Consider the following 22,481-nt stretch of genomic DNA (forward strand, 5'->3'; position numbering starts at 1 on the left):
GCATCAACGGTGCGGCTCGCCCTCGGGGGTGATTTGCAAGGCCACCAACAAGCGCGCCACCATGTTGTAGGTGGCGATCGCGGTGGTCAATTCCACCAGCTCGGTGGTGCTGAAGCGGGCCTTCAACGCGTCAAACACGGCGTCTTGCACGGCCACGTCGCGGGTCATTTGCGCGGCGTATTGCACCACTAGGCGCTCGACCTCGCCAAAAGCAATGTCGGTGTTGGGTTGGCGTGCATCGCCTTGCACCGCACGGTTCAACGCGTCGAGTTCGGCTTGGGTGCCGCCTGCGGTTAAGAAGTCGGGTGCGTGGTGGTGGTACTCGTAGTGAGCGCCTGTCAACAGTGCCACGGTGCAAATGCCCAGTTCGCAAAGTTTGCGGCTGGTGGGCAGGCCTGTGCGCACGTTTTTCATGTACACGTTCCAGCCGCTGGCCACGGGCTCACTCCACAGCAAGGCGCGGTCGAGGTTGATGAATTCGCCACCGCGTCGCGCCAAAATGGCGTCGGTCAAGTCTTTGGGTTGGGGCTTTTGTTCGGGGGTCCAAGCGGGAATGCGCATGAGATGGCCTTGTGTGACGTTGAAAGATGGCCGCGAGCATAGACGCACAAACGTGTAGGTCTTGACCACTGCGTGACACGCGGTGTCCGATAATCGACCCATGCGAATTAGCTTCACCAAAATGCAGGGTGCAGGCAACGATTTCGTGGTCTTGGATGAGACCCGCGAGCGTCTGAACCTCACCCCTGCCCACTACCGTTTCTTGGCAGACCGCCACTTTGGCATCGGTGCCGACCAAATTTTGACCGTGCGTCCTGCGCCGCAGCCTGATGTGGACTTCGAATACGTGATTCACAACGCCGATGGTGGTGAAGTTGAGCAATGCGGCAACGGCTCGCGCTGCTTTGTGCGCTTTGTGCGCGAGCAAGGCTTGACCGACAAAACTACGGTGCGGGTCAAAGTGCACGGCGGCGTGATCACCCTGCAAGAAATGCCAGACGGTCAAGTGACGGTCGACATGGGCGCCCCTGTGTTCGACTTGCCCCAAGTGCCCTTTGCCCCCGAACACGCCCAAGCCTTGGATGCACCGGCTTCGGCCGCCTCATCTGCCGATGTGTTGGCGTGGCAATTGCCCCTCGGCAACGGCGACAGCCCCCGCGTGGGTGTGGTCTCGATGGGCAACCCGCACGCCGTGCAGGTTGTCGCTGATGTGGACACCGCGCCCGTGTTGACGCAAGGCCCGTTGATCGAGCACCACGCTGCTTTCCCCAAACGTGTGAACGCAGGTTTCATGCAAGTGCTCAGCCGTGGCGCTGTGCGCTTACGCGTGTTTGAGCGCGGTTCAGGCGAGACCTTGGCCTGCGGCACCGGCGCTTGCGCGGCGGTGGTCACAGGCATTCGCTGGGGTTTGCTCGACGCATGCGTGACCGTGCACACCCACGGCGGCACACTCACCATTGAATGGCAGGGCGGCGACACACCCGTGCGCATGACCGGCCCATCCACCACCGTCTTTCAAGGCGAAATTACCCTTCCGGACACCTTATGACCAACCCTGCCATGAACCCCATCACCGAAGACGACATTGCCAATTTTTTGGTGAACACGCCTGATTTTTTTGAGCGCCATGCCGAGCTGCTGTCTGCCGTCAAGCTCAACAGCCCACACAGCCACCGCGCCATCAGCCTGCAAGAACGTCAAGCCGAAATGATGCGCGAGAAAATTCGCGCCCTTGAGCTGCGCATGATGGACATGATGCGCCACGGCACCGAAAACGAGGTGCTGATTGAGCGCATGCAGCGCTGGGTGAAAACCTTGTTGATGACTGCCAACGCACGTGATTTGCCGCACACCATCGCCGACCAAATTCAACACACTTTTGTGGTGCCGCAAGTGGCCATCAAGGTGTGGGACGTGCGCGAGGATTTCAAAATTGAGCCCTTTGCGCAAAGCGTGATCGACCCCATCAAAGACTTTGCTGCGTCGTTGGCCAAACCCTATGTGGGCATCAACAACAACTTCGACGCCGTGCAGTGGCTGGCCGACCCTGCCGCAGCGCAGTCGGTGGCCTTGATCGCCCTACGTGCCACACGCCCCGAAGACACGCCACAAACCGCCGCTGAGCAGCCTGTGATCGGTTTGTTGGTGCTGGCCTCGCCTGACCCGCAGCGCTACTACGAGGGCATGGGCACCACCATCATCGAACGCATGGGTGACTTGGCCAGCGCGGCGCTGTCGCAGCTTCGTTAAAGCATCCCGCCTTCTACGCACATGGACTTGGTCGCCCGCTACCTCGACCACGTTCGCTTTGAAAAGCGTTTGGCTGAGAGAACCGTCACGCTTTACAGCTTAGACCTGCAAAAGCTCACGGACTACGCGGCCCTTGCCGACGTGGCGCTTGACGCGGTGCAAAGCACACACATTCGCCGCTGGGTCTCGCACATGCACAGTGGAGGTCGCAGCGGGCGTGGCATTGCGCTCATCCTCTCGGGCTGGCGCGGGTTTTATGCGTGGTTGGGCCGCCAAGGTTTGGTCAGCAGCAACCCTGTGCAAGATGTGCGCGCCCCCAAATCGCCCAAACCGTTGCCCAAAGCCTTGAGCGTGGATGACGCCGTGCAACTGGCCGAATACAAAGCGCCTTTCGACGTCACAGATCCTTGGCTAGATTGCCGCGACTCGGCCCTCGTTGAATTGCTCTATGGCTGCGGTCTGCGCGTGGGCGAACTGGTTGGCCTCGACGTACAAGCGGGCGCGCAAGCCAAAGGCTGGATTGACTTGGAGGGCGGCGAAGCCCACGTGCTGGGCAAAGGCAGCAAACGCCGCAGCGTGCCCGTGGGCGGCAAAGCGCTAGAAGCCATGCAAGCTTGGGTGGCGGTGCGCGACCAAGGCCTCACCCCCGCCACTGCCGAACAAGCCGCCATGTTCATTGGCCGCAATGGCACACGCTTAACGGCGCAAGCCATTTGGCAGCGCTTACGTCAGCGCAGTTTGAAAGCGGGCTTGTCGACCCCCGTGCACCCGCACATGTTGCGTCACTCCTTCGCGAGCCACCTGCTGCAGTCCAGCAGTGACTTGCGGGCCGTGCAGGAGTTGCTGGGGCACGCCAACATCACCACCACGCAGGTGTACACGCGGTTGGACTTTCAGCATTTGGCGCAGGCGTATGACGCGGCGCATCCGAGGGCGCGAAAGAAGTAACGACAATGGTCGGTATGAAATCGATCAAACTCAGAGAAGGCAAAGAGCGCTCCGCGCTGCGCCGCCACCCATGGATTTTTGACAGCGCCATTGCCAAAGGCAGTGGCGATGCGGGTGAGACCGTTCGCGTCGAGGCCCATGATGGCAGGTTCTTGGGTTGGGCCTCGTTCAGCCCCGAATCCAAAATCCGCGCACGCATTTGGAGTTTTGATGAAGGCCAACGCATTGACGCCTCGTTCTTCAAAGCGTCCATCGCCCGCGCCATTGCAGCGCGCAGCCGGTTTGACATTCAAAGCAATGGTGTGCGCCTGATTCACGGCGAGTCCGACGGCTTGCCAGGCCTCATCGTGGACCGTTATGACGACATCTTGGTGGCCTCGTTTTTGTCGTGCGGCACCGAGCGCTGGAAAGCGGTCATTGCCGATGAGCTTCTGGCGCAAACAGGCTTGAGCAAACTTTACGAACGCTCAGACTCCAATGTGCGCAAGCTCGAAGGTTTGCCCGAAGTCACAGGCTGGCTGCGCGGCGAGGGCGCCACAGGCGTGGTGCTGCGCGAGCATGATTGGCAGTTGTCGCTGGATGTGGCCGAGGGCCATAAGACCGGTTTTTATTTGGACCAGCGCGACAGCCGCAAGAAGTTTGCCGATTACGCCAAGCGCCTGCAGTTTCAGCGCGTGCTCAATTGCTACTGTTACACCGGTGGCTTTACTGTGGCGGCGTTGGCCGGCGGTGCAGCGCATGTGACGTCCATCGACTCATCTGGTCCAGCGATTGAGCTGGCCAAAGCGAACGTCGCGTTAAACGGTTTTGACGCCGCACGCACCACCATGATGGATGCTGATGTGAATGCGTCGTTGCGCCAATTCATTCAAGCCGGCCAAACCTTTGACGCCATCGTCCTCGATCCGCCCAAGTTTGCGCCGTCTGCCGCGCATGCCGACCGCGCGGCGCGTGCTTACAAAGACATCAACCGCTTGGCCTTCAAGCTGCTAGAGCCAGGGGGCGTGCTGTTTACCTACAGCTGCTCGGGCGGTATCAGCGCTGATTTATTTCACAAAATTGTGGCGTCAGCGGGCACCGATGCGCCGTGCGATGGCTACATCAGTGAACGCATGCAAGGCGCACCCGACCACCCGATGACCTTGGCCTTTCCTGAGGGCGAATACCTCAAAGGTTTGGTGGTCGTCAAGGCGGCGGAACTGGTTGAAAAAACCAACTCAGCCACAATATCAGGCTAATTCAGTCACTTCTCACAAGGCTCCCTCATGTTGATCCCCGCCACCATCCTGACCGGCTTTTTGGGCTCGGGCAAAACCACCTTGCTCAAGCGCGTGTTGACCGAGGCCCACGGCCAAAAGATTGCCATCATCGAAAACGAGTTTGGCGAAGAAAACATTGACAACGAGATCTTGGTGTCGGACACCAACGAGCAAATCATTCAGATGAACAACGGCTGCGTGTGCTGCTCGATCCGCGAAGACTTGCGCACCACCCTGCAACTGTTGGCAGCGAAAAAGCGCAAAGGCCTGTTGGACTTTGACCGTGTGGTGATCGAGACCACCGGCTTGGCTGACCCCGGCCCGGTGGCGCAGACTTTCTTCATGGACGACGAGATCGCCGAGAGCTTTTTGCTCGACTCCATCTTGACCTTGGTCGACGCCAAGCACGCCGCGCAGCAATTGAACGACCGCCAAGAGGCGCGCCGCCAAGTGGGCTTTGCCGATCAAATTTTCATCAGCAAGTCGGACCTGGTCTCGCCCGCTGAGTTGGATGCCTTGCAGCATCGCCTGAAGCACATGAACCCGCGCGCGCCGCAAAAAGTGGTGCATTTTGGCGAGGTGTCCTTGGCCCAAGTGTTTGACCTGCGTGGCTTCAACCTGAACGCCAAGCTCGACATTGACCCCGACTTCTTGTCGGACGACGACCACCACCACCACGATGGCGAACATTGCGACCATCCTTCGCACAAGCAGGGTGATTCACATGACCACGCCCACGATGACCATGCCCACCACGACCATGAACACGGTGAGCATTGCGACCATCCCTCACACGCACATGAGCACGACCATGGCCCCGGCCACCATCACCACCACGATGACGACGTGAAAAGCTTTGTGTTCAAGTCCAAGCGCCAGTTCGATCCGGCCAAGTTGGAAGATTTCTTAGGCGCCATCGTCAACATTTACGGTCCCAAGATGCTGCGCTACAAAGGCGTGCTCAATATGAAGGGCACCGAGCGCAAAGTGATTTTCCAAGGTGTGCACCAGCTGATGGGCAGCGATTTGGGACCTGAATGGGCCGAAGGCGAAGAGCGTGTCAGCAAAATGGTCTTCATTGGCATTGATTTGCCAAAAGACATCTTGGTGCAAGGTCTTGAGCAGTCTTTAGTTTGATAAATGAAGCGACACTCAAAGTCTTGATAAATGATGCCTGCGTTTGTGGCTACAATCCCGCGCGCCAGACCCAAGCTGTGATGCCGCCGCCTTTTTGGATGCGTCACAGGGTTAAAACCCTCGCACACACCCGTGCGGTAAAGGCCTGCGAGGAGACACACTGTGAACGCTAAAGCCCGAAAACCCGCTTCGAAGAAGCCTGAAACTGCCAAAAAAGCAGTTAAAAACGGTGCATCGCCCAAAGCGGTTGCGAAAAAAGTAGTGAATAAACCTGTCGCAAAGCCCGCGCCTGCGAAAGCGGTGAAATCTGTGCCCGCAGCCAAGTCAGCCAAACCCGCTGCAAAACCTGCAGTTGCCGCAAAAAAGGCAGCGCCTGTCAAAGTTGCGGCAAAACCGGTGGCTAAGAAAGTTGCGGCGAAGGCGGCGCCTGTGGCTAAAAAAGCGGTTGCCAAGCCCGTGGCCAAATCTGCGGCCAAGCCTGTGGCTAAAACGGCGCCTAAAACGCCGTCAAAAGCAGTTCAAAAAGTCCCTGTTAAATCTGCAGCCAAGGTCGCCGCGAAGCCGGCTGCCAAGCCAGCTGCAAAGGTGGCAGTCAAAGCTGCAACCAAGCCAGTCGCCAAGCAGATGGTGAAAGCGCCTGTGAAGGCGTCCCCGAAAGCCGCCCCCAAAGTGGTGGCCAAGCCTGCTGCTAAAAAAGCGGTGAAGGCTCCGGTTGTGAAAGCAGCCAAACCCACAGTTGAGAAAAAGCCGTTGGTGAAAGCTGCAGAGCCTAAAGTGGTGCTGGCCAAGCCAGAGAAAGCCATCAAACCTCCCAAAGCTGTCAAAGCACCTAAAGCTGCCAAAGAACCCAAAGTCAAAGCCAAGCCTGTTGCGGCACCCATCGTGCATGTGGTGCCCATCATTCCTGGTTACACCCCTGTTGTGCACAAGAAAAACTCCAGAGCTGCCAAGATGGCGGCTTTGGTTCCTCCCCCGCCAGCTCAAGTGGTGGCGTCGAACGCCGCCAAATCTAGCTTTATGCCGATCTCGGCTCCTTTTGCCCCAACTATTGTTCCTGTGATACCTACCAAAGACGCCAAACTCGCCAACAACTGGAAAACCAAAACGGCTGATCAGCTCACCGATGCTGAAATCATCGCCATGCCAGACAGCGAGTACATGAACGACACGCAAATGGCGTTTTTCCGACTCAAGTTGGTGGTCCTTAAAAATGAAGTGCTGACCAATGCCAGCGAGACCACCGAGCATTTGCGTGAAGACACCGTGGTGGTGCCTGATCCGGCCGACCGAGCCACCATCGAAGAAGAGCATGCCTTAGAGCTCCGTACACGGGACCGCGAGCGCAAATTGCTCAAGAAAATCGAGCAGTCCATCCACCGCATCGACAGCGGTGACTACGGTTACTGCGACGAGACTGGCGAAGCCATTGGTGTGGGTCGCTTGTTGGCGCGCCCCACAGCGACCTTGTCTTTGGAAGCGCAAGAGCGTCGCGAGATCAAGCAACGTATGTTTGGGGATTGATGAATCGTCAATTTTGATGAATTTCAACCAGCAGGCCACCATGGCCTGCTTTTTTTTGTCTTTCCGATGTCTTCATAAGCCACTTTTACAGACGTGGCTAAGTGCTTCATTTATATAGATTTTTATTCGTGAAGGTAAATCTCAAAATCAACGTAAGTCCTTGATTTCATTGAAAAAAATCCAAATACTGCCGGTCTTATCAAATTTCCCTGCTACAGTGCAAATAAGTGCAATTAAGTGGTGAAAAGTGCGTTTCGCATGTGCTGCTTAAAAGCTTTGTCTGAGTTTGCCTAGGAAAAAGGTCGTTCACGTGTTTCAGGGTGCTTCATCGCTGAGTCTCGACGCCAAAGGTCGTTTGTCGGTGCCAACGCGGCACCGCGACGTCTTGAGCGCGACTGCGGCTGGGCAACTGACCGTCACGCGCCATCCGCACGGCTGTTTGATGGTGTTTCCGCGCCCTGAGTGGGAGAAGTTTCGCGAACGTGTGGCCGAGCTGCCGATGAGCGCGCAATGGTGGAAACGCATCTTTTTGGGTAACGCCATGGATGTTGAGATGGACGGCACAGGCCGTGTCTTGATTTCCCCTGAGTTGCGCACCGCTGCAGGCATCAGCAAAGACACCATGCTGCTCGGCATGGGCAACCACTTTGAACTTTGGGACAAGGCGACCTACGAGGCGCAAGAGGCCCAAGCCATGCAGGGAGAAATGCCTGATGTGTTCAAGGACTTCTCTTTTTAAAGGATAACGGTGGAACAGCCCTGGCAGCACACCACCGTCCTACTGCACGAAGCGGTCGAGGCACTCGACATTCAGCCGGACGGAACTTATGTAGACGCGACCTTTGGTCGCGGTGGGCACTCCCGTCTGATCTTGTCCAAGTTGTCGCCTCAAGGTCGACTGATTGCGTTTGACAAAGACCCTGACGCGATTGCCGCTGCAGCGCAAATTCAAGACCCACGTTTTTCAATTCGCCACCAAGGCTTCACCGACTTGGGTGAGTTGCCCGCGGGCAGCGTGGACGGCATTTTGATGGATTTAGGGGTGAGCTCCCCGCAAATTGACAACCCTGCACGTGGGTTTTCATTTCGATTTGAAGGTCCCTTGGACATGCGCATGGACACCACGCGTGGCCAAAGCGTGGCCGAGTGGCTGGCCGAGGCAGAGCTCCAACACATTGCGGAGGTGATACGTGAATATGGCGAAGAACGGTTTGCTCTACAGATTGCAAAGGCGATTGATGCTCGCCGACAAGAAGGGCGCTTGCCTACAAGCACCTCTGAATTGGCCCAACTCGTGGCTGACACGGTCAAAACCCGCGAGTCGGGCAAGAACCCTGCAACGCGCACATTTCAGGCTTTTCGGATTTTCATCAATGCCGAGCTTGAGGAGTTGCAACAAGCGCTAGAGGGTGCATTGACGGTTTTGCGTCCCAAGGGGCGATTGGCCGTCATTAGTTTCCATTCGTTGGAAGATCGCATCGTCAAGCAATTCATCGTGAAGCACTCGAAAGAGGTGTATGACCGCCGTGCGCCGTTTGCGGTGCCCAAGGTGATGGCTTTCAAGCCGGTCGATCGCATCAAACCCAGTGCCGAAGAGCTCAAAGGCAATCCACGTTCAGGCAGCGCCATCATGCGCGTGGCCGAACGTTTGGCGGACACGCCAGAGGCTCGGTCATGAGTCGCGTGAGCTTGGTCTTGTTTTTGGCTGTGATGGCGAGCGCCTTTTATTTGGTGCACACGCAGTACGAGTCGCGCTCCTTGACCACCGAGATTGACCGTGCCAACAGCGAAGCGCGCCGCTTAGAAATTGAGAACGACCGTTTGGATGTGGAGCGTCGCGCCCAAGCGACGCCTTTGCGCGTTGAAAAGCTGGCGCGTGAGCAGTTGCGCATGCGCACCATCACACCCGCCATCACGCAATACGCCACTCTGCCCAGCAGCGCTGCCTCCGCACAGGTGAAGCCATGATCAAGAGCAGCCGCAGCGTTCAATACAGCTCCAGCCCTTTGCTGGCCAGCAAGACACCGATTTGGCGCAGCCAACTCATCGTCGGATTCATTGCCGCTGGCTTTTTGGGCTTGGTGGCGCGCGCCGCTTATGTGCAGGTCATTGACAACGCATTTTTCAAACGTCAAGGCACCGTGCGCTTTGTGCGCAATTTGGAGTTGCCCGCCAACCGCGGTCGTATCTTGGACCGCAATGGCCACATCTTGGCATCCAGTGTGCCCGTGCCCAGCATTTGGGCCAGCCCTGAAGACATTGAGCGTGACCCTGTGAAACTCAAAAGCTTGTCCAAGCTTTTGGACATGAGCCCTGCGGAGTTGGAGAAGAAGCTCAAAGACGAGGATAAAAATTTCGTCTGGATTAAACGCCAAGTCGATGAGTCGGTGGCCAAGCAGATTGAGGCGCTGAACATCAAAGGTGTTTACGCGCGCAAAGAGTACAAGCGCATCTACCCTGAGGGTGAGGCGGTGGCCCATGTGGTGGGTTTCACCAACGTCGAAAATTTGGGGCAAGAAGGTGTGGAGCTCACCTTCAACAAAGACTTGGGAGGCAAGTCCGGCTCACGCCGCGTCATCAAAGACCGTCTGGGCCGTGTGGTCGAAGACGTGGGCGAGATGGTGCCGCCTTTGGATGGGCGAGATTTGCAGCTCAGCATCGACAGCAAAGTGCAGTACTTTGCGTACGAAAAAATCAAAGAAACCGTGATCGCCAACAAAGCTGCCGCTGGCAGCGTCGTTGTGTTGGATGTGCAAACCGGTGAGATTTTGGCGCTCACGAATTACCCCAGCTACGCGCCTGGCAAACGGGGCAGCTTGAGCGGCGCACAACTGCGCAACCGCGCACTGACCGACACCTTCGAGCCCGGTTCGACCATGAAGCCACTGGTGATTGGTTTGGCGTTGGAAAAAGGCATTGTCAAGCCCGAGACCATGATCCAAACCGCCCCAGGTCGTCTTCAGATGGGCAGTGCCACCATCACCGATTCGCACCCGCACGGCATGCTCAGTGTGAACGAGGTGATTCAGAAATCCAGCAACGTCGGCACGGTCAAGATTGCGATGCAAATGCAGCCGCAAGACATGTGGGAAATATTCACACAAATGGGACTGGGGCAAAAGCCCCAAGTGCCGTTTCCGGGGGCTGTGTCTGGCAAGGTTCGCGCTTACAAAACATGGCGTCCGATTGAGCAAGCCACCATGAGCTACGGCTATGGGTTGTCCACCAGTTTGTTTCAGCTGGCGCAGGCCTATAGCGTGTTTGCGCATGATGGCGAGTTGCTGCCCGTCAGCTTGATCAAGTTGCAGCAGCCTGCTGCGGGCGCGCGCGTGCTGTCCAGTAAAAATGCCGCCGCCGTCCTCAATATGTTGCACATGGTGGCCGGCCCAGGGGGCACGGCGGTCAAGGCGCAGACCATGGGTTACTCCGTGGGAGGCAAAACTGGTACAGCCCACAAGGTTGAAGGCAAGGGCTACGCGGGTAAAAAATACCGCGGCTTTTTTGTAGGGATCGCGCCTATTGAAAACCCACGCATCGTGGTGGCCGTGATGGTCGACGAGCCAACCAATGGTTTGTATTTCGGCGGCGATGTGGCCGCACCTGTGTTTAGCCAAACGGTTCAGCAAACGCTGCGCTTGATGGGCGTGCAGCCCGATATGGCCGTGAAGCCTCAAGTGTTCACGCAAGTGGAAAAGGAGTCGTTCTGATGAAGCGACTCCACACCCACCAAGAAGCCGCGCAATGGCTGCACAGTCGCGTGAGCGGCGTGTTGCACACCGACAGCCGTCGCGTTCAAGTGGGTGATGGCTTTGTGGCGTGGCCCGGCGGTGTGACCGATGGCCGTGCTTACGTGGCGCAAGCTTTGCAGCAAGGTGCCTCAGCGTGTTTGGTGGAATACCAAGGCGCAGATCAATTTGATTGGTCCACATCGGCTGACAGCGCAATGGCCGCCTACGACGGTTTGAAGGCCGCCAGCGGCCCGATCGCCGCGGCTTATTACGAACAACCCAGCCGAGCGCTCGACGTGGTGGCCATCACCGGCACCAATGGCAAAACATCGACTGCCTGGTGGTTAGCGCATGCCTTGGGCCAAGTGGGGCAGCGTTGCGCCATGGTGGGCACTTTGGGGGTGGGCGAGGTGCATGCGCTTGAAGTCACCGGCATGACCACGCCAGACCCCGTGTTGTTGCAAGCCCGCTTGCGTGACATGGTGGCGGCAGGCGTTGACGCCTGCGCCATTGAGGCCTCGTCCATCGGCCTGGCGGAGCATCGGCTAGATGGCACCCACGTGCGCGTGGCGATGTTCACCAACTTCACCCAAGATCATCTGGACTACCACGGCAACATGGCCAGTTACTGGCAGGCTAAAGCTGCGCTGTTCGACTCGGCAGGTTTGCAAGCCGCCGTTGTGAATGTCGACGATGCGCAAGGCGTTTTATTGGCCACGCAACTCCAAGAGGCTGGCTCACTCAGCGTGTGGACCGTGTCGTGCGATGCGTCCATCGTTTCGAATCTGACTGCATTACCCGCGAAGCATCTGCAAGCCTGCAACATCACACACGGCCACTTGGGTCTGAGTTTTGATGTGGTGGAAGGCTTGGACTCTCACCATCTCGACACCCGCTTGGTCGGCCACTACAACATCAGCAATGTGCTGGGAGTGTTGGCTTGTTTGCGCGCCATGGGCCACAGCTTGGCCGATGCCGTTCAGGCCTGCGCCCATTTGCCCGCCGTGCCAGGCCGCATGCAAGCCTTGACAGCCGACGGAGCCCCCTTGGTCGTTGTTGACTATGCCCACACCCCAGATGCTGTGGCACAAGCCGTGCAAGCCTTGTTGCCGCTGGCGAAGTCTCGCGGTGGCGACGTGACTTGTGTGCTTGGTTGCGGTGGCGACCGCGATGCGGCCAAGCGTCCCTTGATGGCCGCTGCCGCTGAGCAGTGGGCACAGCATGTGGTGCTGACCAGCGACAACCCGCGCAGCGAAAACCCACTAACGATTTTGAACAGCATGTTGACGGGCTTGCAGCGCACGCAAAGCGCCACGCTGATCGTTGACCGTGCCCAAGCTATTGCACATGCTGTCGCCAACGCCCAGCCTGCTGATGTGGTGCTGATCGCTGGCAAAGGTCACGAAGATTACCAAGAGGTGATGGGTGTCAAACATCCGTTCAGCGATGTGGCCCATGCCCAAGTCGCGTTGGCGCAAAGGAGTGTCCATGTCTGACATGAACCTCAGCTTGCAACGCATTCAATCGTGGCTGTCTGATGCCCAATTGGTGGGCGATGCGCAGCAAATGTTCAAGCGCGTGCACACCGACAGCCGCAGCGTGCAACCCGGCGATTTGTTTGTGGCCCTCAAGGGCGAGCGCTTTGATGCCAATGATTTTTTGGTCGATGTCGCTGCTGAAGGTGCCAGTGCCGCGTTGGCGCACCACGGTTTAGCCGCCGCTCAGCTGGCAGGCTTTGAAGTGCCTGACACGCGCATGGCCTTGGGTCAGTTGGCCGCAGGCTGGCGTGCTCAGTTTGCGCTGCCTGTGATTGCCGTGACGGGCAGCAATGGCAAAACCACCGTCACCCAAATGATCGCCAGCATCTTGCGTGCGGATGTGGGTGACGACGCCTTGGCCACGCAAGGCAACTTGAACAACGACATCGGCGTGCCCCAAACGCTGTTGCGTTTGCGCGCCCATCACCGCCGTGCGGTGGTGGAGTTGGGCATGAACCACCCAGGCGAAATTGCTGGTTTGGCTGCCATGACCCAAGCCACCGTCGCTTTGGTGAACAACGCACAACGCGAGCACCAAGAGTTCATGGCCACGGTCGAGGCCGTGGCGCAAGAAAACGGCGAGGTGCTCAAAGCCTTGCCCGCAGATGGTGTGGCAGTTTTTCCGGCCAACGACACCTATTCCGAGCTGTGGCAAACCTTGGCGGGCGAGCGTCGCTGCTTGCGTTTTTCAAACCAAGTGTTGGCAGCAGGCCAAACCATGGCAGAGGTTCAGTTGTTGCAAGCCGATTGGCACCAAGGCCACTGGGCGGTGCGTGCTCAGACGCCAGCAGGCGAGTTGGCCATCCAGCTTCACATTGCTGGTCGTCATAACGTGGGCAATGCCTTGGCTGCAACAGCTTGTGCCCTGGCTGCGGGCGTGCCGCTGGCCCAAGTGGTCATAGGCTTGAACAGCTTTGAGCCCGTCAAAGGCCGTTCGCGTGCCTTTGAAGTTCAGTGCCAAGGCCGTTCTATCACCGTGGTGGACGACACCTACAACGCCAACCCAGACTCGGTGCGCGCCGCGATTGACGTGTTGGCCGAGTTGCCCCAACCCCGTTTGTTGGTGCTGGGTGACATGGGCGAAGTGGGCGATCAAGGCCCCGAGTTTCACCAAGAAGTGGGCGTGCATGCCTTGCAATGCGGCATCGAGCACGTTCTGTGTTTGGGCGACTTGGCCGCACACAGCGCACAAGCAGGCGGCCCACAAGCACAACACTTTGCTGACATTGACAGCCTCAAGGCGTGCGTACAGACGCTGCTGCCTCGCATGGGCAGCGTACTGGTTAAAGGCTCACGATTCATGAAGATGGAGCGGGTGGTCGAAGCCATCACCGCTGCACAAGACCCCAAAAAGGAACACACGCCATGCTGCTGATGTTGGCCCAATGGCTGCAAACCCTCTCGCCCGATTTCGGGTATTTCCGCGTTTTCCAATACCTCACCTTCCGTGCGGTGATGGCCGCACTGACGGCGTTGTTGATTGGCCTGATCGCCGGGCCCGCTGTGATTCGCCGTTTGGCGGCGCTCAAGATTGGCCAGCCAATTCGCGAGTACGCCATGCAAACGCATTTGGCCAAGAGCGGCACGCCCACCATGGGCGGTGTGTTGATCTTGATCTGCATCGCGCTGTCCACGTTGTTGTGGGCCGACTTGTCGAACCGCTTTGTCTGGATCGTGATGATCGTGACCTTCGGCTTTGGCGCCGTGGGCTGGGCCGACGATTGGCGCAAAGTGGTCAACAAAGACCCCGAAGGCATGCCCTCGCGTGAGAAGTATTTGTGGCAATCGGCGATTGGTTTGGTGGCCGCCTTGTATTTGGTGTTCAGCATTTCCGAGAGCAGCAACTTGCGCGTGTTGGAGTTGTTCTACTCGTGGGTGAAGTCCGGCTTTGATGTGAACTTGCCACCCAAGGCCGGTCTGCTCTTGCCCTTCATCAAAGAGGTGAGCTACCCGCTGGGCGTGTTTGGCTTTGTCATCATGACTTACTTGGTCATCGTGGGCTCGAGCAACGCGGTGAACTTGACCGACGGCTTGGATGGTTTGGCCATCATGCCCGTGGTGATGGTGGGCTCTGCTTTGGGCGTGTTTGCCTATGTGACCGGCAGCTCGGTGTACTCCAAATATTTGCTGTTTCCCTACATCCCCGGCTCTGGCGAGTTGATGGTGTTTTGTGCCGCCATGGCCGGTGCAGGTTTGGCCTTTTTGTGGTTCAACACCCACCCGGCCCAAGTCTTTATGGGCGATGTGGGCGCTTTGGCACTGGGTGGTGCCTTGGGCACGGTGGCGGTGATCGTGCGTCAAGAAATTGTGCTGGCCATCATGGGCGGCATCTTTGTAGTGGAAGCCCTGTCGGTCATGCTGCAAGTCACGTACTTCAAATACACCAAGAAAAAATATGGCGAAGGCCGTCGCATTTTGAAAATGGCGCCCTTGCACCACCACTTTGAGAAAAGCGGCTGGAAAGAAACCCAAGTCACCGTGCGTTTTTGGATCATCACCATGCTGCTGTGCTTGGTGGGTTTGTCGACCTTGAAGCTGAGATAAGACGATGCAGCAACTCCTCAACCAATCGGTGCTGATTCTGGGCTTGGGTGATTCCGGCCTGGCGATGGCGCGTTGGTGCGTGCGTTGCGGGGCGCAAGTGCAAGTGGTCGACACGCGTGCGGAGCCGCCGCACCTGGCAGCCTTGCGCAGCGAGTTGCCACAGGTGACGTTCGTGCATGGTGCATTTGATGCCGCGTTGTTGCAGGGTTCCGACGACGGTCATGGCATTCGCGCCGTGTTCAAGAGCCCAGGGTTGAGCCCAGAGTCGGTGGCCTCTGTTTGGCAAGCGGCTCAGGCAGCTGGCTTGTGGATTGGCACAGAACTCACCTTGTTTGCGCAAGCCCTCAGCGATTTGCAAACAACAGCGGCTTATCACCCCAAGGTGTTGGCCATCACGGGCACCAACGGCAAAACCACGGTCACGTCCTTGACGGGCCAGTTGTTAGAGCGTGCGGGTTTGCGCGTGGCCATCGCAGGCAACATTGGTCCCACCTTGCTCGACACCTTGACGCAAGCGCTCGATGCCGCGGCCATTCAAGAGGCCGAGGCTGCTGAAAAAGCCAAGGCCGAACAAGACGAACTGGAAGCCGCACAGGCCGAAGAAGCCAAAGTGCAAGAGTCATTGGCAGCTGCGCAAGCGGCCAGCGTGTTGGCCGAGGCCAAACTCCAAGCCAGCGTGGATGCTGCCTTGGCCGCTGCCGATCATGCACAACTCAGCATGACGCTGACGCAGCAAACTGAATCCTCTGAGGTGGAAGTTGTTGCCAGCCCTGACAGCGCAGAAACAACCGACAGCGAAATCGCGGTTGAAGAAGCCGCTGCAGATACGCCCTTCGATGTCGAGTTGCCCCAACTCGTGCCGCCACCTCCACCGCCAGTGGATCATCCCTACTTGCCGCAAGTCTGGGTTCTGGAGTTGTCTAGCTTCCAGTTGGACGGCGTGACCAACTTCGAGCCCACCGCAGGTGCGGTGCTCAACCTCACACAAGACCATCTAGATTGGCATGGCGACATGCGTGCCTATGGCGCTGCCAAAGCCCGCATTTTTGGCCAGCACGGTGTGCTGGTGCTCAACCGCGACGATTTGGGCGTGATGAACATGCTGCCCGAACCCGTGCGCGTGAAGTTGCAAAAACCGCAAGTGCGTGCACACATCACCTTTGGCGGCGACTTGCCCCAACGCCCTGGCGACTACGGCATGGAGACGGTCAACGGCATGACCTGGCTGGTGCGGGCCTTGGAAGCCGACGAAACACGTCGCCGTCGCAAAGACGATGCAGAAGAAATTCACATTCAACGCTTGATGCCCGCCGATGCCTTGCGCATTCGCGGCCGCCATAACGCGCTGAACGCGTTGGCTGCACTCGCTTTGGCGGGAAGCACACAGGCTACTTTGGCCCCGATGTTGTTTGGCTTGCGTGAATATCGCGGCGAGCCACACCGTGTTGAATCGGTCACGGTATTGAACGACGTCGAATACTTTGACGACAGCAAAGGCACCAATGTGGGTGCCACCGTGGCTGCGCTGCAAGGCTTGGGTGTGGAGCGCCGTTTGGTGGTGATCTTGGGTGGTGATGGCAAGGGGCAAGACTTCGCGCCCCTGCAAACCCCCATCACCCGCTATGCGCGCGGGGTGGTGCTGATCGGACGTGATGCGCCCTTATTGCGAGAGGTGTTGCAAGACTGTGGCGTTCCCTTGGTTGACGCGACGAACTTGCCTGACGCTGTGGTGCAAGCCAGTCGCATGGCCCAAGCGCGTGATGCTGTGTTGTTGTCGCCGGCATGCGCAAGCCTCGACATGTTTCGCAACTACGCCCATAGAGCCGAGGTATTTGTGAGCGCCGTTCAAGCCTTGGCCGACGAAGCCGGACAGGTGTTGGACGTGACGCAAGGGGCAGGTGTATGACCGCACTGCGACAACCTAGCTTTGTGCCGAATTTTTTGCGTGCCATTGGACAGCGCGTCAGCCGCCTATGGGACGCCGACCAACCCGAAGCGGGCATCGATGTGTTGCCCGTCCGTGTGCAAGGCACCGAGTTCACCCACACCACAGCCTCCCCTGTGCATGTGAAAGGATTCGACCAGCCTTTGGTGTGGGTCACCTTCGCCTTGTTGATGTTTGGCTTGGTGATGGTCTATTCCGCATCGATTGCCATTCCGGATAACCCACGCATGGGTGCGAACTACTCACCGACGCACTTTTTGACGCGCCACGCCATGTCCTTGTTTGTGGCATTTGTGGCGGCGCTGTTTGCCTTTCAAGTCCCGCTCAATACCTGGGAGCGCGTGGCGCCTTGGGTGTTTGTGGTCTCTATCGTGTTGTTGATTGCCGTGTTGATACCTTTCATCGGCAAGTCGGTGAATGGCGCACGACGTTGGATCAGTTTGGGTTTTATGAACTTTCAGCCCTCTGAGTTGGCCAAATGGGGCGTGTTGCTCTACGCCGCCAACTACATGGTGCGCAAGATGGACGTGAAAGAAAAGTTCTTTGCCGCTGTGATGCCCATGGGCGCTGCGGTGTCCATTGTGGGTTTGTTGTTGTTGTCCGAACCCGACATGGGCGCGTTCATGGTGATCGCTGTGATCGCCATGGGCATCTTGTTTTTGGGTGGTGTCAATGCCCGCATGTTCTTCTTGATTGCGACGGCTTTGATTGGGGTGTTCGCTTTGATCATCGCGTCCTCGCCCTGGCGTCGCGAGCGCATTTTTGCCTACCTCGACCCTTGGAGCATGGAACATGCGTTGGGCAAGGGTTACCAGTTGTCGCATTCTTTGATTGCCATTGGTCGTGGAGAGATATTTGGCGTGGGTTTAGGCGGCAGTATTGAAAAACTGCATTGGTTACCCGAGGCGCACACCGACTTTTTGCTGGCGGTGATTGGCGAAGAGTTTGGTTTTGTCGGCGTGGTGTTGGTGATTGGCATGTTCATGTGGCTGACGCGCCGCATCATGTACATCGGCCGCCAAGCCATCGCCATGGACCGTGTGTTTGCCGGTTTGGTGGCGCAGGGCGTGGGCATTTGGATTGGCTTTCAATCGTTCATCAACATGGGTGTGAACCTCGGCGCTTTGCCCACCAAAGGACTGACCTTGCCATTGATGAGCTACGGCGGCTCTGCCATCTTGCTCAACCTCATTGCGATTGCGGTCGTGCTGCGCGTGGATTATGAAAACCGTGTGGTCATGCATGGAGGGCGGCTATGACCATGCGCACCTCCAAGCTCACTCGCACCGCGTTGATCATGGCGGGCGGTACAGGTGGTCACATCTTTCCAGGCTTAGCCGTGGCTGCGCTGATGCGCGAACGCGGTTGGCATGTGCATTGGGTAGGCGCACCAGCGCCCAGCATGGAAAGCCGCTTGGTGCCTGCGCAAGGCATTGCCTTGGAAACCGTGCAGTTTGGTGGTGTGCGCGGCAAAGGCTTCAAGACTTTGGCGTTGTTGCCTTTCAAGCTCTTGCGTGCGTTCTGGCAAAGCTTGCAAGTGGTGCGTCGCGTGAAACCCGATGCCGTGGTGGGCTTGGGTGGCTACATCAGTTTCCCTGCGGGTTTGATGGCCGTGTTGCTGGGTAAGCCCTTGGTGCTCCACGAACAAAATTCCGTGGCAGGCATGGCTAACAAAGTGTTGGCCAAAGTTGCCGACCGCGTGTTCACCGCCTTCCCGAGCGTGATGCCCAAAGCCGAGTGGGTGGGCAACCCTTTGCGTGAGGGTTTTGTCACACAAGCCACACCGGCTGAGCGCTTTGCCAACCGCAGCGGCCCCTTGCGCGTGTTGGTGGTCGGCGGCAGTTTGGGTGCGCAAGCCTTGAACACTCTCGTGCCGCAGGCCTTGGCCTTGATTCCTGTAGCCCAGCGTCCCACGGTCTTGCATCAAAGTGGTGCCAAACAAATTGACGCCTTGCAGGCTGCGTATGCGCAAGCAGGCGTGCAAGCCGAACTCACCCCCTTCATTGACGACACCGCCCAAGCCTTTGCCATGGCTGACATCGTCATTGCCCGTGCGGGGGCCAGCACCGTCACCGAGTTGGCCGCGGTGGGCGTGGCAGCGATTTATGTGCCATTCCCCCATGCGGTGGACGACCACCAAACCACCAACGCCCGTTTCTTGGTAGAAGCTGGCGGGGGTTGGTTGATTCCACAAGCCGAGTTGAACGCCCAAGACTTGGCCAACCGATTGCAATTCATGACACGACGCACGCTGCAAGCCTGCGCAGAGAAAGCCTACGCGATGAGAAAAATTGACGCCGCTCAAGCGGTGGTCGCTGCCTGCGAAACCTTGGCAGCCAAAGGGGATAAGGCATGAAGCACGCCATTCGTCACATCCATTTCGTCGGCATCGGTGGTGCAGGCATGAGCGGCATCGCTGAGGTGCTGCTGAATTTGGGCTATGTCATTTCAGGTTCCGACTTGTCAGACAGCGCCGCCTTGAAGCGCTTGAAAAGCTTGGGTATTCAAACCTACGTGGGCCACGATGCCGCTCACATTGTGGGTGCCGATGCGGTGGTTACCTCGACGGCTGTGCAAGCCAGCAACCCCGAAGTGGTGGCGGCACACGCCAAACTCATTCCTGTGGTGCCACGCGCTGTCATGTTGGCCGAGTTGATGCGCCTCAAAACCGGCGTGGCCATTGCGGGCACACACGGCAAAACCACCACCACCAGCTTGGTCGCCAGTGTGTTGGCCGAAGCAGGCCTAGACCCCACGTTTGTGATTGGTGGCAAGCTGACCAGCGCGGGCGCGAATGCCAAATTGGGTTCAGGCGACTACATCGTGGTCGAAGCTGACGAGTCGGATGCCTCGTTCTTGAACCTGCTGCCTGTGATGGCCGTGGTGACCAACATCGACGCCGACCACATGGACACGTATGGCCATGACTTCAACCGGTTGAAGGCCGCGTTTGTGGAGTTTTTGCACCGCATGCCGTTTTATGGCGCTGCTATTTTGTGCACCGACGATGCGGCTGTGCGCAGCATCTTGTCGGATGTGTCGCGCCCCATCACCAGCTACGGCTTCAACGAGCAAGCACAAGTGCGCGGTGTGAATGTGCGTGCCGACAACGGTCGCATGTGCTTCACCGTGCAACGCCGCAATGGCATCACGCTGCCTGACTTGGACATCACTCTGAACTTGGCAGGCGAGCACAACGTGCTCAATGCCTTGGCCGCCATTGCGATTGCCGTGGAGCTCAACGTGCCAGACGAAGCGGTGCAAAAAGCTTTGGCCGAATTCAAAGGCGTGGGTCGTCGGTTCCAGCGTCACGGCGAAGTCGCGGCGAAGGCGGGGGGTGAGTTCACGCTCATCGAAGACTACGGCCACCATCCCGTGGAAGTGGCCGCAACGTTGGCTGCGGCACGCGGTGCCTTTCCGGGCCGTCGTTTGGTGTTGGCATTTCAGCCGCACCGCTACACACGAACCCGTGACTGCTTTGAAGACTTCGTGCAAGTCATGGGCCGCGCCGATGTGCTGTGGCTGTCCGAGATTTACGCTGCCGGCGAAACCCCAATTGCCGCCGCCGATGGCCGCGCCCTGTCGCGTGCCATGCGTGTAGCGGGACACGAAGCTTTGGTCTTTGTGGATGACATTCAAAACATGGCCCAAGTCATTGCCGACCACGCCCGAGCGGGCGATGTGGTGATGTGCATGGGCGCAGGCTCCATTGGCCAAGTGCCCGCCCAAGTGCTGGCGCTGGTCGCGCAACACAACACTTCTGTGAAAAGTTAAGTCATGAGTGACACCTCTACATTCAATATCGAGAACGCCAAGGTCGCGGTGCTGATGGGCGGCATGTCGGCCGAGCGCGATGTGTCGATCATGTCGGGCACGGGCGTGCTCAAGGCGCTGCAGTCCAAAGGCGTGAACGCGTTGGCGTTTGATCCGGCTGAACGCAGCTTGGACGATCTCAAGCGCGAGGGGTTCACCCACGCCTTCATCGCTTTGCATGGCCGTTACGGCGAAGACGGTTCGGTGCAAGGCGCGCTGGAGTTGTTGGGCATTCCCTACACCGGCTCTGGCGTGATGGCCTCGGCCATGGCCATGGACAAGGTGATGACCAAGCGTGTGTGGTCGGCAGTCGGCTTGTCGACACCGGGCTATGTGTGGCTCGCCCCTGAAGACCAAACGGCCGAGAATATTCAAGCCATTCCAGCCAAATTGGGATTGCCTTTGATCGTGAAGCCACCTCGCGAAGGCTCGTCGATTGGCATGAGTAAGGTCACTGAGGCCTCGCAAATTCAAGCGGCCACCGCGTTGGCGACGCGTTACGACCCTGATTTGTTGTGCGAAGAATTCATCACGGGCGAAGAATTGACGTGTCCGATTTTGGGCAATGGACCCACTGCACGCGCTTTGCCTGTGGTGCGCATCGCCGCTCCCGATGGTGCCTACGATTATCAAAATAAGTATTTCACCGACGATGTGAAATACCACTGCCCAAGCGATTTGCCTGAAGCCGAAGAGACCGAAATTCAACGCTTGGTCGTGGCGGCCTACCGTGCCTTGGGTTGCCGTGGTTGGGGACGCGCCGACATCATGTTGCGTGCCAGTGATCGCAAACCCTTTTTGCTGGAGATGAACACCTCCCCAGGCATGACCAGCCATTCGTTGGTGCCCATGTCGGCGCGCGCCGCAGGCATCAGCTACGAAGATTTGTGCTTGACGCTGCTGGCCAGCGCCACGCTGGATCACCCACAAGGACCTGCGCACGCATGACCTCGCGCTACACCACCCACCTGCGTCCGCGCCCTGAGGTCAACACCTCGGTGGCCTTGCCGCTGGATGTTCGTCTCATGCACATGGCGGCGTCGCTCATGTTTGTGGCGGTGATCGTGGGTGTGCTGTGTGCCGGTGTATGGGCCTTGGTCCGCTTGCCTGTGTTTGCCTTGACGGGTATCACGGTGTTGGGTGAGGTCGATCACAACAACGCGGTGACTTTGCGTGCCAATGTGACGTCCAAGATGACGGGCAACTTCTTCACCGCCGATTTAGACCGCGTGCGAAGCACGTTTGAGAACGTGCCTTGGGTGCGTTTGGCGACCGTGCAGCGTGAGTTCCCCAACCGCTTGCGCGTGACCTTGCAAGAGCACAAGCCTGTGGCGTTTTGGGGCGATGACAGCGAGTCTCGTTTTGTCAACTCTTACGGCGAAGTGTTTGAAGCCAACGTCGGTGACTTAGACGACGAAAAATTGCCACGTTTGAGTGGCCCAGACAGCCAGTCAGAGCAAGTCTTGGCCATGTATTTGGCCTTGGCGCCACAGTTCAAAAACATGACGTTGGTGCTCGACAGCTTGGAACTCACGGGGCGCGGCAGTTGGCGCGCGCATGTGGGCCGCAATGCGGTGATTGAGTTGGGTCGTGGCAACACGCAAGAAGTGATAGCGCGCATGCAAGTGATGAACCAGACCTTGGTGCAAGTCACCCAGAAATTAGGCCGCAAGGTCAGCGCCATTGAGTCAGCGGACTTGCGACACGACAACGGTTATGCGCTTCGATTGCGCGGCGTCAGCACCCAAGATGTGTTGGCGCCACGCGCACGAACTGGGCAATAGAAGAGAAAGAACGA

General features: G+C 58.1%; 20 protein-coding genes. 19 read left to right on the forward strand and 1 reads right to left on the reverse strand.

Annotation, left to right across the window (positions count from 1 at the left end; translation table 11 throughout):
* Positions 1-3: 3 nt before the first annotated feature.
* Positions 4-663 carry a carboxymuconolactone decarboxylase family protein gene (locus B9Z42_RS13660; RefSeq protein WP_233203651.1) on the reverse strand — a complete coding sequence of 220 codons (660 nt, stop codon included), beginning with the start codon at positions 661-663 and terminating at the stop codon, positions 4-6.
* On the opposite strand from B9Z42_RS13660, the gene dapF reads away from it, so the two are divergent.
* The 19 genes from dapF to B9Z42_RS13760 all read left to right on the forward strand — a co-directional run bounded on the left by dapF (position 662) and on the right by B9Z42_RS13760 (position 22,467).
* A complete protein-coding gene (gene dapF / locus B9Z42_RS13665) occupies positions 662-1,549 on the forward strand; it encodes a diaminopimelate epimerase (RefSeq protein ID WP_100133961.1) in 888 nt (295 codons plus the stop codon). The two genes, B9Z42_RS13660 and dapF, sit on opposite strands and share 2 nt — an antisense overlap.
* Positions 1,546-2,250 (forward strand): DUF484 family protein, encoded by a 705-nt coding sequence (locus B9Z42_RS13670; protein WP_100133962.1) that lies wholly within the window; start codon positions 1,546-1,548, stop codon positions 2,248-2,250. The genes dapF and B9Z42_RS13670 overlap by 4 nt, the downstream gene beginning before the upstream one ends.
* 21 nt (positions 2,251-2,271) lie before the next feature.
* Positions 2,272-3,198 (forward strand): tyrosine-type recombinase/integrase, encoded by a 927-nt coding sequence (locus tag B9Z42_RS13675; protein ID WP_100133963.1) that lies wholly within the window; start codon positions 2,272-2,274, stop codon positions 3,196-3,198.
* A 14-nt stretch (positions 3,199-3,212) separates the two neighbouring features.
* Complete coding sequence (locus tag B9Z42_RS13680; RefSeq protein ID WP_100133964.1) at positions 3,213-4,436, forward strand: class I SAM-dependent rRNA methyltransferase; 1,224 nt, start codon at positions 3,213-3,215, stop codon at positions 4,434-4,436.
* Positions 4,437-4,463: 27 nt separating this feature from the next.
* On the forward strand, positions 4,464-5,594 hold the full coding sequence (locus B9Z42_RS13685; RefSeq protein WP_100133965.1) for a GTP-binding protein: 1,131 nt from the start codon (positions 4,464-4,466) through the stop codon (positions 5,592-5,594).
* A gap of 162 nt (positions 5,595-5,756) precedes the next feature.
* Positions 5,757-7,115: an RNA polymerase-binding protein DksA gene (dksA, locus tag B9Z42_RS13695; protein ID WP_369806880.1), complete on the forward strand. Its 1,359-nt coding sequence runs from the start codon at positions 5,757-5,759 to the stop codon at positions 7,113-7,115.
* 310 nt (positions 7,116-7,425) lie between these two features.
* Positions 7,426-7,854 (forward strand): division/cell wall cluster transcriptional repressor MraZ, encoded by a 429-nt coding sequence (gene mraZ / locus B9Z42_RS13700; RefSeq protein WP_100133966.1) that lies wholly within the window; start codon positions 7,426-7,428, stop codon positions 7,852-7,854.
* Positions 7,855-7,863: 9 nt separating this feature from the next.
* Positions 7,864-8,793 carry a 16S rRNA (cytosine(1402)-N(4))-methyltransferase RsmH gene (gene rsmH / locus B9Z42_RS13705; RefSeq protein WP_100133967.1) on the forward strand — a complete coding sequence of 310 codons (930 nt, stop codon included), beginning with the start codon at positions 7,864-7,866 and terminating at the stop codon, positions 8,791-8,793.
* Entirely contained in the window at positions 8,790-9,083 is a 294-nt protein-coding gene (ftsL, locus tag B9Z42_RS13710; protein WP_100133968.1) for a cell division protein FtsL, read from the forward strand. The genes rsmH and ftsL overlap by 4 nt, the downstream gene beginning before the upstream one ends.
* Positions 9,080-10,822: a penicillin-binding protein 2 gene (locus B9Z42_RS13715; protein ID WP_100133969.1), complete on the forward strand. Its 1,743-nt coding sequence runs from the start codon at positions 9,080-9,082 to the stop codon at positions 10,820-10,822. Before ftsL ends, B9Z42_RS13715 begins: the two co-directional genes overlap by 4 nt.
* Positions 10,822-12,339, forward strand: coding sequence for a UDP-N-acetylmuramoyl-L-alanyl-D-glutamate--2,6-diaminopimelate ligase (locus B9Z42_RS13720; protein ID WP_100133970.1), 1,518 nt, complete (start codon positions 10,822-10,824; stop codon positions 12,337-12,339). The genes B9Z42_RS13715 and B9Z42_RS13720 overlap by 1 nt, the downstream gene beginning before the upstream one ends.
* Positions 12,332-13,756, forward strand: coding sequence for a UDP-N-acetylmuramoyl-tripeptide--D-alanyl-D-alanine ligase (gene murF / locus B9Z42_RS13725; RefSeq protein ID WP_100134048.1), 1,425 nt, complete (start codon positions 12,332-12,334; stop codon positions 13,754-13,756). The genes B9Z42_RS13720 and murF overlap by 8 nt, the downstream gene beginning before the upstream one ends.
* Positions 13,747-14,925 (forward strand): phospho-N-acetylmuramoyl-pentapeptide-transferase, encoded by a 1,179-nt coding sequence (mraY, locus tag B9Z42_RS13730; protein WP_100133971.1) that lies wholly within the window; start codon positions 13,747-13,749, stop codon positions 14,923-14,925. The genes murF and mraY overlap by 10 nt, the downstream gene beginning before the upstream one ends.
* A 4-nt stretch (positions 14,926-14,929) precedes the next feature.
* A complete protein-coding gene (murD, locus tag B9Z42_RS13735; protein WP_100133972.1) occupies positions 14,930-16,831 on the forward strand; it encodes a UDP-N-acetylmuramoyl-L-alanine--D-glutamate ligase in 1,902 nt (633 codons plus the stop codon).
* Positions 16,828-18,129, forward strand: coding sequence for a putative lipid II flippase FtsW (gene ftsW / locus B9Z42_RS13740; protein WP_100133973.1), 1,302 nt, complete (start codon positions 16,828-16,830; stop codon positions 18,127-18,129). The genes murD and ftsW overlap by 4 nt, the downstream gene beginning before the upstream one ends.
* Positions 18,126-19,226, forward strand: a complete 1,101-nt coding sequence (murG, locus tag B9Z42_RS13745; RefSeq protein WP_100133974.1) for an undecaprenyldiphospho-muramoylpentapeptide beta-N-acetylglucosaminyltransferase — start codon at positions 18,126-18,128, stop codon at positions 19,224-19,226. The genes ftsW and murG overlap by 4 nt, the downstream gene beginning before the upstream one ends.
* Entirely contained in the window at positions 19,223-20,644 is a 1,422-nt protein-coding gene (gene murC, locus B9Z42_RS13750; protein ID WP_100133975.1) for a UDP-N-acetylmuramate--L-alanine ligase, read from the forward strand. Before murG ends, murC begins: the two co-directional genes overlap by 4 nt.
* Positions 20,645-20,647: 3 nt before the next feature.
* Entirely contained in the window at positions 20,648-21,631 is a 984-nt protein-coding gene (locus B9Z42_RS13755) for a D-alanine--D-alanine ligase (RefSeq protein ID WP_100133976.1), read from the forward strand.
* The gene (locus B9Z42_RS13760) at positions 21,628-22,467 is read left to right on the forward strand and encodes a cell division protein FtsQ/DivIB (RefSeq protein ID WP_100133977.1); all 840 of its coding nucleotides are present in this window, start codon (positions 21,628-21,630) and stop codon (positions 22,465-22,467) included. Before B9Z42_RS13755 ends, B9Z42_RS13760 begins: the two co-directional genes overlap by 4 nt.
* The last annotated feature ends 14 nt before the right edge of the window (positions 22,468-22,481 follow it).

The sequence above is a fragment of the Limnohabitans sp. B9-3 genome (assembly GCF_002778325.1).
GTDB classification, from domain to species: domain Bacteria; phylum Pseudomonadota; class Gammaproteobacteria; order Burkholderiales; family Burkholderiaceae_C; genus Limnohabitans; species Limnohabitans kasalickyi.

Coding starts and splice junctions, on each gene's coding strand:
- dapF (WP_100133961.1), top strand. CDS start 662: ATGCGAATTAGCTTCACCAAAATGCAGGGTGCAGGCAACGATTTCGTG.
- B9Z42_RS13660 (WP_233203651.1), bottom strand. CDS start 663: ATGGGTCGATTATCGGACACCGCGTGTCACGCAGTGGTCAAGACCTAC.
- B9Z42_RS13670 (WP_100133962.1), top strand. CDS start 1,546: ATGACCAACCCTGCCATGAACCCCATCACCGAAGACGACATTGCCAAT.
- B9Z42_RS13675 (WP_100133963.1), top strand. CDS start 2,272: ATGGACTTGGTCGCCCGCTACCTCGACCACGTTCGCTTTGAAAAGCGT.
- B9Z42_RS13680 (WP_100133964.1), top strand. CDS start 3,213: ATGAAATCGATCAAACTCAGAGAAGGCAAAGAGCGCTCCGCGCTGCGC.
- B9Z42_RS13685 (WP_100133965.1), top strand. CDS start 4,464: ATGTTGATCCCCGCCACCATCCTGACCGGCTTTTTGGGCTCGGGCAAA.
- ftsL (WP_100133968.1), top strand. CDS start 8,790: ATGAGTCGCGTGAGCTTGGTCTTGTTTTTGGCTGTGATGGCGAGCGCC.
- B9Z42_RS13715 (WP_100133969.1), top strand. CDS start 9,080: ATGATCAAGAGCAGCCGCAGCGTTCAATACAGCTCCAGCCCTTTGCTG.
- B9Z42_RS13720 (WP_100133970.1), top strand. CDS start 10,822: ATGAAGCGACTCCACACCCACCAAGAAGCCGCGCAATGGCTGCACAGT.
- murF (WP_100134048.1), top strand. CDS start 12,332: ATGTCTGACATGAACCTCAGCTTGCAACGCATTCAATCGTGGCTGTCT.
- mraY (WP_100133971.1), top strand. CDS start 13,747: ATGCTGCTGATGTTGGCCCAATGGCTGCAAACCCTCTCGCCCGATTTC.
- murD (WP_100133972.1), top strand. CDS start 14,930: ATGCAGCAACTCCTCAACCAATCGGTGCTGATTCTGGGCTTGGGTGAT.
- ftsW (WP_100133973.1), top strand. CDS start 16,828: ATGACCGCACTGCGACAACCTAGCTTTGTGCCGAATTTTTTGCGTGCC.
- murG (WP_100133974.1), top strand. CDS start 18,126: ATGACCATGCGCACCTCCAAGCTCACTCGCACCGCGTTGATCATGGCG.
- murC (WP_100133975.1), top strand. CDS start 19,223: ATGAAGCACGCCATTCGTCACATCCATTTCGTCGGCATCGGTGGTGCA.
- B9Z42_RS13755 (WP_100133976.1), top strand. CDS start 20,648: ATGAGTGACACCTCTACATTCAATATCGAGAACGCCAAGGTCGCGGTG.
- B9Z42_RS13760 (WP_100133977.1), top strand. CDS start 21,628: ATGACCTCGCGCTACACCACCCACCTGCGTCCGCGCCCTGAGGTCAAC.